Annotated in this window: 10 protein-coding genes and 1 pseudogene; 7 read left to right on the top strand and 4 right to left on the bottom strand. The window is 63.7% G+C overall.

Features of this window, described 5'->3' with window-relative positions; translation table 11 throughout:
• The first annotated feature begins 6 nt into the window (after positions 1-6).
• The 6 genes from MKK51_RS04745 (at position 7) to MKK51_RS04720 (ending at position 7,073) form a co-directional block, all read left to right on the top strand.
• Positions 7-1,389 carry an amidase family protein gene (locus tag MKK51_RS04745; RefSeq protein ID WP_243975313.1) on the top strand — a complete coding sequence of 461 codons (1,383 nt, stop codon included), beginning with the start codon at positions 7-9 and terminating at the stop codon, positions 1,387-1,389.
• Positions 1,386-2,882 carry an amidase gene (locus MKK51_RS04740; RefSeq protein WP_243975311.1) on the top strand — a complete coding sequence of 499 codons (1,497 nt, stop codon included), beginning with the start codon at positions 1,386-1,388 and terminating at the stop codon, positions 2,880-2,882. The genes MKK51_RS04745 and MKK51_RS04740 overlap by 4 nt, the downstream gene beginning before the upstream one ends.
• A gap of 191 nt (positions 2,883-3,073) precedes the next feature.
• On the top strand, positions 3,074-4,381 hold the full coding sequence (locus MKK51_RS04735) for a M20 family metallopeptidase (protein WP_243975309.1): 1,308 nt from the start codon (positions 3,074-3,076) through the stop codon (positions 4,379-4,381).
• A gap of 32 nt (positions 4,382-4,413) precedes the next feature.
• Complete coding sequence (locus MKK51_RS04730; protein WP_243975307.1) at positions 4,414-5,430, top strand: aliphatic sulfonate ABC transporter substrate-binding protein; 1,017 nt, start codon at positions 4,414-4,416, stop codon at positions 5,428-5,430.
• Positions 5,431-5,461: 31 nt separating this feature from the next.
• Positions 5,462-6,268, top strand: coding sequence for an ABC transporter ATP-binding protein (locus tag MKK51_RS04725; RefSeq protein ID WP_243975305.1), 807 nt, complete (start codon positions 5,462-5,464; stop codon positions 6,266-6,268).
• 22 nt (positions 6,269-6,290) lie between these two features.
• Positions 6,291-7,073, top strand: coding sequence for an ABC transporter permease (locus MKK51_RS04720; RefSeq protein ID WP_243975303.1), 783 nt, complete (start codon positions 6,291-6,293; stop codon positions 7,071-7,073).
• A 153-nt stretch (positions 7,074-7,226) separates the two neighbouring features.
• Here the strand turns inward: MKK51_RS04720 and MKK51_RS04715 are convergent, their stop codons facing one another.
• From MKK51_RS04715 to MKK51_RS04700, 4 genes are all read right to left on the bottom strand, one after another.
• Positions 7,227-8,390, bottom strand: coding sequence for an LLM class flavin-dependent oxidoreductase (locus MKK51_RS04715; protein WP_243975301.1), 1,164 nt, complete (start codon positions 8,388-8,390; stop codon positions 7,227-7,229).
• A 10-nt stretch (positions 8,391-8,400) separates the two neighbouring features.
• Positions 8,401-9,450 carry an ABC transporter substrate-binding protein gene (locus MKK51_RS04710; RefSeq protein ID WP_243975299.1) on the bottom strand — a complete coding sequence of 350 codons (1,050 nt, stop codon included), beginning with the start codon at positions 9,448-9,450 and terminating at the stop codon, positions 8,401-8,403.
• A 41-nt stretch (positions 9,451-9,491) separates the two neighbouring features.
• Complete coding sequence (locus tag MKK51_RS04705; protein ID WP_243975297.1) at positions 9,492-10,169, bottom strand: ABC transporter permease; 678 nt, start codon at positions 10,167-10,169, stop codon at positions 9,492-9,494.
• A 159-nt stretch (positions 10,170-10,328) separates the two neighbouring features.
• Positions 10,329-11,111, bottom strand: a complete 783-nt coding sequence (locus MKK51_RS04700) for an ABC transporter ATP-binding protein (RefSeq protein WP_243975296.1) — start codon at positions 11,109-11,111, stop codon at positions 10,329-10,331.
• Positions 11,112-11,461: 350 nt separating this feature from the next.
• Here MKK51_RS04700 and MKK51_RS04695 point away from each other — a divergent pair.
• Positions 11,462-11,613, top strand: a pseudogene (locus tag MKK51_RS04695) (IS3 family transposase); the annotation flags it as partial.
• Positions 11,614-12,198: the final 585 nt, after the last annotated feature.

Raw genomic sequence — 12,198 nt, 5'->3', positions numbered from 1 at the left:
ACAGCGATGAGTGATTTTCAGACCCTCGCCATGACGTTGGCTTCGGTGCGTGCGGCTTTGTCAGAGGGGGCCGATCCCGTGGCGATCGTCGCGGAGAGCTGCCGTCGGGTCTTACTTTATGGAACTGGCTGCTTCACTGCCCTCGTCCCGGCGGGGATCGCAGTCGACCGGGCCCGTACCGCCGCCGCCGAGGCTCGCGCGGGCGCGGACCGGCCGCTTCTCGGCCTGACCTTTTGCGTGAAGGACAATCTCCATGTCGCGGGGATGAAGACGACGGCGAACTGTCCCGGCCTCTCCCTCGAACCGGAGGCCAGCGCCGCCGCCGTCCTCGCCCTGGAGGCGGCGGGTGCCGTGCTGGTCGGCAAAAACACCATGGACCAGTTCGCTACGGGCCTGAACGGCACGCGCAGTCCCGAGCCGCTGTGCCGGAACGCCATCGATCCCTCGTACATTCCCGGCGGGTCGAGTTCGGGTTCGGCGGTCGCCGTCGCCCGCGACCTCGTCGCCTTCTCTCTTGGGAGCGACACGGGGGGCTCTGGCCGGGTGCCGGCGGCCTGCAACGGCATCGTCGGCGTGAAGCCGAGCATCGGTCTCGTGAGCGGCCGGGGCCTCCTGTACAACAGCCGCTTCCTCGACTGCATTCCGGTCTTCGCCAGCACCTGCGCCGACGCGAACGAGATTCTCCAGACCATCGCGGGGTTCGACCCCCTCGACCCCGCCAGCCGGCGGGATCTCCCTCCCCCGGTGGCCGCGCCTCTAGGCGATCTCCCGCGGGAGATCGCCGTTCCACGGCTTGACCAGCTCGATTTTGAGACGGATCGCGCTGCCGAGGCGGCGCATCGTGCCAATCTCGAAACCCTCGAAGCTCTCGGTTTTACGCTCGTCGAGATTGATTTCGATCCGTTCGCGGCGGCGGGCCGCCTCGTCTTCCAATCCGCCCTCGTGGCCGAGCGGCTGGTGGATTACTGGGACGTGGTGACCGGGCGGCCGGAGACCATCCATCCCGTCGTCCGGGCCGCCATCGAGCCGGGGCTGCGCTACTCGGCAAAGGACGCATTCGACGCGATCCGCCAACTTACGGAGGCCCGGCGATGGGCCCGCGCAGCGCTGGCCCCCTTCGCGGCCTTCGTGGTGCCGACCGTGCCGACACTCTATACGATCGCCGACATGCTGGCCGAGCCGGTCGCGCGTAATGCCGTGATGGGCCGCTACACCTATTTCGTGAATCCCATGGACCTGTGCGCGGTCGCGGTTCCGGGATCGGTCCGCACCGACGGCCTGCCCTCCTCCCTGTCCTTCATCGGCCTCGCGGGACACGACGGGACCGTCGCCGGCCTCGCGGCACGGTTCGAGTCCGCGATGGATGCCCACCGGGGCGGGGCCGCATGATGGCGGTCCTGGACGACGCGAGCGACCTCGACCTCCTGTCGGCGATAGAGTTGCGCGGGCTCCTCGCCGCCAGGCAGGTCTCGCCGGTCGAACTGACCGAACGCGCCCTTCGCCGGGCGGAAGCCACGCAATCCACGATCAACGCCTTCTCCTGCCTGATGCCGGTCTCCGCGCGCCAAGCCGCAAGGCGGGCGGAAGCGGCCATCCTGCGGGGTGACCCGACGGGTCCGCTTCACGGCCTGCCGGTCTCGGTCAAGGATCTGATTGCGGTGGCCGGGGAGCCCTGGGAAATGGGCTCCCGGTCGAGGGCCGGGATCACCGCGACGGTGGACGCGCCCGTCGTCGAACGAGTGCGGGCTCAGGGCGCCATTCTCATCGGGAAGACGACGACGAGCGAGTTCGGGTGCAAGGCGGTCGGGGACTCGCCTGCGACCGGCATCACGCGAAATCCCCGGGACCTCAGTAAGACCCCTGGCGGATCGAGCGCAGGCGCCGCGGCGTCCGTGGCGGCCGGCATCACCTCCCTCGCTGTCGGGACGGATGGCGGCGGATCGCTTCGGATTCCCGCCGCACTGACGGGCCTCGTCGGATTCAAGGCTCAGTTCGGCCGCGTGCCGGTCTGGCCCCCGACCGCCACGCCGACCCTGGCCCATGTCGGCGCCCTGGCCCGTACGGTCGGAGATGCGGCGTTGCTGACGTCGGTTCTGGCCGGGTACGACCCGCGCGACCCGTTCTCCATCGCCGGTCCGACGCCCGATCTCCTCACCGCCCTGCGGTCCTCCGTCGAGGGGGTGCGCATCGCCTGGAGCGCGACCCTCGGATACGCCCGAGCTGATGCGGACATCGTGCGGATCGGCCGGAGCCGCGTCCTGGCCCTTGCTAACGAGGGCGCGCGCGTCGAGGAGGTGGAGGAGATACTCGACACGGACCCGGAGCCGATCTGGTCATCCGAATTCTACGGCGGTGTCGGCACCCACCTTCGCCCTATCCTCCTGAACCAGCGCGAGCTCCTCGATCCCGCCGTCGCCGAGCGGCTCGACTGGGCCCAGCGACAGGGTCGTGAGGGAGACGGCAACCGTACCGCCGAACGCCTCGCGCTCCGCGACCGCATGGCGCGCTGGCTCAATTACTTCGATGTCCTGATCACCCCCACGCTTCCGATCTCAAGCCTCGGCATCGGATGGAATGCCCCCGCCCGTCTGGCCGGGCGAGGACCGATCTCGTGGTCCATGTACACCTATCCCTTCAACCTGACGGGGCAACCCGCGCTCTCCCTGTGCGCTGGCACCGCCGCCGACGGATCGCCCATCGGTCTTCAGGTCGTTGGGCCGGCCCTGGGGGAAGCGCTCGTAATCCGCGTGGCGGCGGCCATCGAGCGGGCGACGGCGCAGGACCGGCCTCACCGCTTCGACGGCGGGCCGATCACATGGGCGAGGCACGACGATGCTGCCCAGCGAATGTCCACCGTGGAAAAAGGGCGCCCTTCGACGTAAGCGCGTCAATTAATTGCTTCGGTTTCTCATGCGTCCATCTGAAGGTCGAACTGGCGGCTTCATCTGCGGCGTCCATAGCAATCCAAGCTATGACACCCCGCCGTTCGGGGGATTTGTCTCGATATAACTGCGAATGCACCGAAAAACGGTCTGGAAATAGAGTGACGGTATCGGTGATGGAGTTAGTTTCGATGGAGCAGGATAATTTCTCCGACACAGAGCGACGGGTTCTCGAGAAAATCGACGAGCATGCATGGCTCGCTCTCGCCTGTGCCCTGATCCCTGCCGGCCAGCCCGAAGCCGAGAACCCCCTCGATCCGGACGAGCCGCCCGCCCGGGAGGAGGCGGCGGCCCTGTTCATCGCCGGTCTCCTCGAGGACATGGGCCTGTCCGTCGACCTTGTCGCCAAGCGCCCGGGACGGCCCAACGTCATCGCCGTCCTGCCGGGCTCGGACCCGCAAGGCCCCTCTCTCATTCTGAACGATCATCTCGACACCTACCCGGCGGGCGACTGGTCGGCCTGGACCATGACGAACGGCCACCCGTTCAAGCCGACGCGCCATGGCGGGCGCCTCTACGCCCGGGGGACATCGGACACCCGTGGCAACCTCGCCTGCACCCTCCTCGCGGTCCGCGCGATCCAGGAGGCCGGTATACGGCTCAAGGGGTCGTTGAGCTGCGTCTACACCGTCGACGAGGAGAAGAACGGTCCGGACGGCTCGATTTTTCTCCTCGACGAGCATGGCCTGCGCGCAGACTACACCATCGTCTGCGAGCCGACGGGCTGGTCGAAGCCGGATGGCTCCCAGGGGGCGGGTCGTTCCTGGGGCATGGGCATCGCGGTTGCCAATGGCGGCCACGTCCTCGTCGAAGTCGAGACGCGGGGCGTAAAGACCCATCTCTGGCGGCCTGACACGGGCGTGAACGCCGTCGCCAAGATGGCCCGCCTGCTCCCGGCCCTCGAGACGATGACCTTCGCTCACGAGCCCGCTCGTCTCGCCGGCGGTACGCCGCCCCGCACGACGATCCTGCGGGTCTCGGGGGGACTGCCGCGAGAGATGCAGTTCACCCCCGATCTCTGTCGCGCCGTGATGGCCGTCGTCGGCATCCTTCCCGGCATGAGCGTCGAGACGGTGATGGCCGACATCGACGCGGTGATTGCATCGGCGGCGGCGGCGGACCCCGAATTACGGGCCAGCACCCGTCCCTATCCGGGTGCGCTCTTCGTCGACGGAACCTTGGAGCAGGACGAAGCGGCCCAGCCCACCGCGGCCATCGCCCGGTCCTACGAGCGCCTGCTCGGCGAAGCGCCGCAGATCTATCGGAAGAACGCCTTCAACGACACGATCCGGTTCGCGGAGCGCGGCCACGCCGCCGTAACGTTCGGCCCCGGCGAGGACGGTTGGCCGCCGGTGAACGAGTACATCGACATCGCCAAGGCCGTGGCCGCCACCCGTATCCTGGCACTCACGGTTCTCGACCTACTCGGTAGCGAATGAAACCCCTCGACCGTCTCGCGGAGATTCCGTCCATGACCCGCCTTGCATTCTGGCTCGCCCTTTTCGGCTCGTTGTTCCTCGGAACCACGGGGGGGCGAGCGGAGGAGACGCTGCCCCTCCGGATCGGCTTTCAGACCGGTGAGGTGAACGTCCTGCTCTCTCACGCACTCAAGGCCGGTCTGTTCGAGACCAACGGGCTCGCTGTCACCCTGGCTCAGTTCCCGGCTGGCCCGGCGATGCTGCCGGCCCTGGCGGCCGGCGAGGTCGATCTCGCCTGGATGGGCGAGTTTCCGGCGGTGACCGGCTACGCGAACGGGCTCCCCATCGCGATTCTGTTCATGGAACGGATCGATGCGACGAATGTCCGGCTGGTGGTCAACCCGGGCGCGGGCATCGAGACTCCGTCGGACCTGAGGGGCAAGAGGGTCGGCGTCGCCATCGGCTCAACTAGCCACTACCACCTGCTGCGGGCCCTCGCTCAGGCGGAATTGAAGGCCGACGACGTGCGCCTCGTGAATCTCAGCCCGGCCAACATGCCCCCGGCCTACGCGGCCGGCCAGATCGATGCCGCCTTCGTCTGGGAGCCCAACGTCGGTGCCATGGAGCGTCAGGGTGCGAAGCCCATCGCTTCGACCCGGAGCCTCGGCATGATAACGGGAGGCGTCTGGGTCGGGCGCAAGCCCTTCGTGACGGGCAACCCCGAAACGGTCCAGCGCTTCCTCAGGGCCTGGGACCAAGCGCAGACGGCCTACGGCAGGGACCCGGCCGCCGTTCGGGCCGCCGAGGCGAAGCGGATCGGCATGGACGACCCGGACTTCGACCGCCTCGTCGCCGGTCAGAACGTAGCGCATCCGACCTTTCGGCAGACCTTGACCGCGGACTTTCTCGGGGCGCCGGGACAGGAGATCGACTCGCGTCTCATGAAGCACCTCCAGGGCATCGGTGCCTTCCTCGTCGCCGAGAAGCGCATCCAGGCCCTGCCTGCCGACTGGACGGGGTTGTTCGACACCCGGCCGATCCAGACCGCATTGTCCGGTGCGTCCAAGTGATCGGGCGCGTCCAAGTGATCGGTGACGCCAGGTGATCGGTACTACGTCGAAATCCGTCGGCACGACCGAGCCGGGAGCGGCGACGGAGCGGCCGGTCCTGACGTTCGACCGGGTTGGCTTCGCGTACGGCGATCGAACGGTGATGCGCGACGTCTCCTTCGGGATCGGCTCCGGCGAGATCGTCTCGCTCCTGGGAACGTCGGGCTGCGGCAAGACGACGATCCTCAATCTCATCGCCGGCTTTCTCCGCCCGACCGAAGGCAGGGCCCTCGTCGACGGGGCCGAAATCTCCGGCCCCGGCCCCGATCGAGGCGTCGTGTTCCAGGCCGCGGCCCTGTTCGACTGGATGACGGTGGCGGAGAACATCGCGTTCAGCCTGCGCTGTGCCGGGCGCCCCAGGCGCGAGCGGAGACAGGTGGCCGAAGAAACCGCCGCCCTCGTCGACCTCGCAGGCCGGGAGGATGCGTATCCGTACGAGTTGTCCGGCGGCATGCGCCAACGCGTCGGCCTCGCCCGCGTGCTCGCCGCCCGCCCGCGCGTGATGCTCATGGACGAACCGTTCTCGGCGCTCGACGTGCAGACGCGGGAGGACCTGCAGGAGCAGGTCCTGCGGCTGCGCGACCGCACCGGGTGCACGATCGTCTTCGTGACGCACAGTATCGACGAGGCGGTGTTTCTGGGAGACCGTGTCTTCCTCATCGACAACCTCCGTCAGGGCCAGTTCGAGGCGTTCGCGGTGGAACTGAACGCCCCTCGCGCGTCGTCCGAGAACCGCCTTGCTCCCGCCTTCCTCCGACTGCGCGAAGCGATCTACCGGACCATGCGGCATTCCCATTGAACATCCGCGCGGCGAGGCTCCCTTGAACAGAAACACGGTTCCGTGGCGCTACCGGATTCTGGCCGTGCTCTCACCGCTGGCTCTCTTGGCTCTCTGGGCCCTCGTGACGATGCAGGAGCTGGTAACGCCGATCCTGCTGCCGCCTCCGCTGGCCGTGCTCGCTGCCCTGAAGGACATGGTCGCCGAAGGCTATTCTGGCGTCGATCTTGGCACGCATGTGGTCTCCAGCCTGCGTCGCGTCGGCATCGCGTTCGTCGCCGGCGCCGTCTGCGGCACCATGGTCGGCCTGTTGCGGGGCCGTGTGATCGAGATCGATGCCCTGTTCCTGGTGCCCTCCGAAATTGTCCGTCCGATCCCGCCGCTGGGCCTCATACCCCTGTTCATTCTCTGGTTCGGAATCGGCGAGACCTCGAAGATCCTGCTGATGTTCCTCTCGATCTTCCTGATCACGATGGTGAACGCCCAAGCCGGCGCACGGGCGTGTGGGCTCGACACGCTTCGGGCCGCTCAATCCATGGGAGCGTCCGGTTGGCAGACGTTCCGCTTCGTGGTGTTTCCCACCGCGCTGCCTCAGATCATGACGGGGCTGCGCGTCGCGATGGGCACCGGCCTGACCATTCTCGTCGCGGCCGAGTTGCTCGGCGGGGATCGCGGTCTCGGCTTCCTGATCCTTGATGCTTCGAGCTTTTTTCGAACGACCTACGTGTTCGCCGGTATCATTCTCATCGGACTGATCGGCTTCGTAAGCGACCTGGTCCTCGTCGCCCTCAGGGGGCGAATTATTCACTGGGAAGGAAAGCGCTGAAGCGCAGGTGAGCCCCTTAGAACTGGAGGATTGATTCACGTGACATTTGGCCAAGACCCAACGTGGCGCGCCTGATCTCAGGGCAGCCGTCCCAATGCGGATGCCTCACGCCCTGCAGAAGTCCTGTCCCTTCTGGGTTCGGGGACGCGCCAGTCACTTCCGCAGTCCTGCCTGACGCATCAGTGGAAGGACGCGCGTTCCAAAGAATTCGAGATCGGGTTTGAAGTCGAAGAACGATATTTGCAAGCCGTCGCAACCGGCGCGCTTTAGATTACAGAGTTGCTCCGTGACGTATTCCGGGCCACCGACGATATGGACATTGCCGCCGAGAATTCGATCCTGCGGAAGGTGGTTCTTCCATGCTTTGCTGTCAGCGAGGGCATGATGTCGGGCATAGCCCTCGACCGCCCCGTGATCCGCGTTCGTGACGATGCGATCGTAATAAGCCCATGCTTCCGCATCGGTTTCCCGGCAGACGATCATGGGGTTGATGATCGTTCGAAGATTGCGCCCGTATTTCCCCGCGGCCGCTTTGATCGCTGCTATGTGCTGTGGCAACGCAGGTAACGCGTTCACTAACTTGGCACCGGCAGGGCTTGTGATGAAAGCGATGTCGGAGTGCCGGCCCGCATAGTCAAAGCCGGCCGGGGAGCCTGTAGCGCTGACGAGGATGGGTCGACCGAAGCGCGGTTTTGGCCGCGCGAAGGCAGCATCTAGATGCCAATAATCTCCCGAGATTGTGACATCCTCGCTCGAACGCCAAAGCTGTTTCAGGATGGTTGCAAACTCATCGGCCATTTTATAGCGCAGGTCGTGCTCGATCTTCTTCATACCGAACATAGAGGGCTCGCGCGGAGCGTAGCCGGTGACGATGTTGACGCCCCAACGGCCGGCCGCAATGTGGTCGAGTGTGGCCCCGAACTTAGCTAGGTGTAGCGGATGCCACGGGCCGTAGAGGATATGGATCGTCGAGATGAGAATGATCCGTGTTGTCAGCGCGGCCAAAGCCGTCGCAGTGATGAACGGATCGAGCGACTCTTCTCGAAACCTGGATACACCGCCGTAACCGCGGTGACGGACCCACTCTGCCAGACCGAAGACTAGGTCGAATCCCAGCGCCTCAGCTCGCAACGTGAGCTCGGCGTTATAGTCGAAGGTCCATGACGTCGAGCGGGGTTCGAGAGACGGGGACCACGCACCGCTCTGAATTGGAAGAAACAATCCCAACATCAGAGGCTGCGCTAGGGCATGGGACAGCGGGCTTTCAGCGAAGCTTGCTGGCTCCGGAGGTTCCGGAAGGTCGAGCCGTAGATCCATTTCGCTTGCCTCAGGCGGTGATGGTAATACGGCTGAGATCGACGTGATCGCCTGCAGCGATCTCCCGCTGGGCGCGCTCCAGGGGGGCCATGTCGTAGAAGGGTGCGGCTTCAATTCTATTAGTCAGGAGCTTCTGGTCATGCAGGAAGTCGATAACACCTTGGGTGTCTTGAATCTCCTGCGCGGAAATCAAGAAATCAAGCGTCTTAATCTCAGCCACTGGCGACCGTAGATAACGGTCCGCTTTATCTGCCGCAGTCAGAATTTGAGGGTCGAGGCGTGACGTCTTGCTGAACCAAGCGTCTGCTTGGTCAATGTTTCGTGAGGTCCACCAAGTGGCAGAGATCCAGGCCTTGAGGAGTTGCACCGCTCCGTCCTGGCCGTAGCGCTGCAGCCACGGGCCCGAGAACCCCTGTATGCCAGACCCAGCCCCGAGGGGGGCCTGCCAGACGACACGGCCAAGCTTCTGCCGTATCAGGTTCTCGAAGGTGGGATCCCAGCTTGTCACGGCATCGACCGCTCCGGCTCGCATCGCGTCGGCCTGCTCAGCCACATCTTGGTTTACGATACGAATTTCCTTGAACGGCTCCCTCACCCCTGCGGCGATGATGGCCTGAATGCAGCGGGGAAAGACTGTTGTTGCGAATGGGCCGGAGAGGCGCTTGCCCCGCAGGTCGGCGAGGTCGCCTATGAAATCAGGCCGTGCGATCACGGCGAAACGCTGATCATGCGTGCGCTGAAGGACCTTCGATCCTGGAATCCTCGCCATTGCCCGCAGCGTCGGGGCATCCGCCGCGAAAATGTTGTCGATTGCGCCGGCCACCGCAGCTTCCGCCAAGGGACCGCCATAGGTAAACGTCTTGAAGCTCGCGTCCACGCCGTGCAGTTCAAGGATATTGGTGTGCTTGAGCGTCTCGAAGACGCTGCCGCCTCCTGCCCAAAGTGACTGGTAGCCGAGTGTAACCTTGATGCGCTCCTGGCTGCGAGACCGGATTGGTGCAAGGCCTGAGAAAGCCCCGACCGCGAGGCTCGAGCCGACGAGGAATTGCCTACGCTGCATTGACCTTGATCCGCTTCAGAGTTGGCATGGAGTGTGGGACGTCAACGGCGACGAATGAGGAAATTTTCGAGTCCGAGCATGATGCCATTCATGCAGAGACCGACCAGCCCGATGACGACCATGCCGGCCAGAACCTTCTCCGTTTCGATCGTCGTGCGCGCGAGCTGGATCAGGTAACCAAGCCCCGAAGTCGACGAAATAAGTTCGGCAGCGATCACGCACATCCATCCCACTCCCAACCCGACGCGCAGACCCGTCAAGATGTACGGAAGGGCAGATGGCAGAAGCACTTTCCGCAGCGTGAGCCATCGACCGGCACCGAAACACCGTGCCACGCGCAGGTGGATTTCGGCGACGGAAAGCGCTCCCCGATAAGCATTGCTGAAGATCGGGAAGAAGGCGCCGAGGGCGATGATGAACCAAGCCGGCTGGTCGCCGAGGCCGAACCACAGGATTGCAAGCGGGATCCAGGCAATCACCGAGATCGGACGGACGAGGTCGATGAGGGGCAGGATATAGAAGGCCAGCCATCGAATACGCCCGAGGAGCAGCCCAGACGCACTTCCGAAAGCCGCGGCGATACCGAAGCCGATCGTGACGCGCTGAATGCTCGCACGGGTATCTTCCCAGAGCATACCGCTCGAGGCGAGGTCGCGAAGTGCGCTCAGCACAGCCGACGGCGGGGGAACTAGGTTTCCGTTCAGCCATCCGGTGCGCACCCCCATCTCCCAACTGGCTAGGAGTATGGGTATAAGGATGAAGCGTTTAACCGCGTGGGCGCTGCGCGTGATCAAATGCCTCGCTGTGTATAGCGACGCTTTCACGCGCGGAGATAGGGGTGAGGCGCCGTTGGCCGTCGTTAATACTTCCGGCATGGTTCAAAACCTCTCGCCATTCTGTGCTAGGACGCCTATGCGCAAACGGCGCGAAATCTCCTCCTTGAGGGCAACAAAGCGCGAATCAACGCGGACGGCGTTCGTCCGAGGCCGGGGGAGATCGACGTCGACCACAGTGTCGACGCGCCCGGGCCGGCCGCTCATGACTAGCACCCGATCGGCGAGGAAGACGGCCTCCTCGATGTTGTGGGTGATGAGGACGAACGTCTGATGGGAGACTGCCCAGATGCGAAGCAATTCCTCCTGCAATGCATCTCGCGTGATCGAGTCGAGTGCCGCAAATGGTTCGTCCATCAGAACGACACTTGGATCAGGCGCCAAGGCACGAGCCAAACTAACGCGCTGGCGCATCCCGCCTGACAGTTCGTCGGGGAAACGGTCCTCAAATCCACTCAAGCGCACGAATTCGACGAGACGAGCGATGGTCTGACGTCGCTCCAATTTTGCAACCGATTTCGCGCTCAAGCCGAAGCCTATGTTTTCGGCCACGGTCATCCAGGGATACAGACCATAGTCTTGGAAAATGACCGTTCTGTCGGGCCCGGGCTTCTCGATTGGTGCCCCCCGAAAGCGCGCATCGCCGCTTGACGGCCGATCGAAGCCGGCCATCATATTAAGTAAAGTTGATTTCCCACACCCCGATGGACCAATCAAGCAGAGAAACTCACCATCCCGCACTTCAAATGTTATATTTGAAATCGCCAGATTGCCGTTAAGCGCTCCGCGTTCTGGGTAGCTTTTGCTAACGTTCACGAAATTGAACACAAAGCGCTTTCGATCTCCATTTTATTGGAACGTGCCATAATTTTTCACAGCCGACGCCGTATTGATTTTAAGAGAGGGAGGCGTCAGCCAGTGCCAGGAAGTACTGTGTATAAAATGAACGGTCCTCGTAGTCAAAAGCAATATTTAGTTTTTATTCTCCGTAGCAAGGGGTGCTTGTTTCTATAAAAGTGCAATATGAATAAAATTTATCTTTGGATGGTGTGCGGACTTGGCCCTGGCTTTGGACACACATTGGCATGCGTTAGCCGGATTGTGTGGGTCGATAGGGCCGCGACATTGTGTTGCCGCTTAGTCGGGAGGTGATCGTGGGGGCGCAGCGCATCGGCGTGCGGCTGATGCGGGCGATGGGCCTACGGGGCGTCGTGCGGGGTAAGACTATCCGAACGACGATCCCGATCCGGCCTGCCCGCTTAACCGGGTCAATCGGCAATTCAAGGCGTCACGCCCCAACACCCACTGGGTCACCCACTTCATCCAGGTGGCGATGGCCGCCGTCTCCCCTCGCCAACGTCCCGGACTGGGTGACGGGCTGGTGGCCCGTCTGACCTCGACCTCCCGCGCTTTGCCTTTCGCGGCTGTGATCGAGGTTTTTGAGCGCCTGCGGCTGTGGAAGCACAGCAGGATCAGTCTTGATGTTCTGTCCGGGACGGAGCCCGTAGCGCGTGCGCCGCGGGCTAACGCTGGTCAATCCGGCTTACAAGAGAATCTACAAGCCCCTCCCTTCAGGGTGGGGTACTTGACATGCTCCTAATTTAAACGGCGACCATTCGACAAGACAATGATATGCATCTTATGTCGCGAAGCTTGGTTCTGAGCCCAGCCAAACGGGTCAACAATGATACGCGGGAGATCAGTATTATCCAGCACCTTCGCCTTATAACTCGTCAAACTAATGTCTGTCGCAACTTCCCGAATCCGCAGGTTCGCTGTGTTTCGGCGTGCAACTTTGACCCCGTGAGGCGGGGGATCGGCGTCCAATTCTGACCCCCTAACCTCGTTCTCGCAGACTGCCCTCCGGTACGACCGGAGGGTGGTGTAGGGGGATGAAGGGCGTGGACACGATTGC

The sequence above is a fragment of the Methylobacterium sp. E-045 genome (genome assembly GCF_022829685.1).
Classification (GTDB): domain Bacteria; phylum Pseudomonadota; class Alphaproteobacteria; order Rhizobiales; family Beijerinckiaceae; genus Methylobacterium.
Note: the sequence above shows the minus strand (reverse complement) of the source record. Positions and strands in the feature narration are given on the sequence as shown.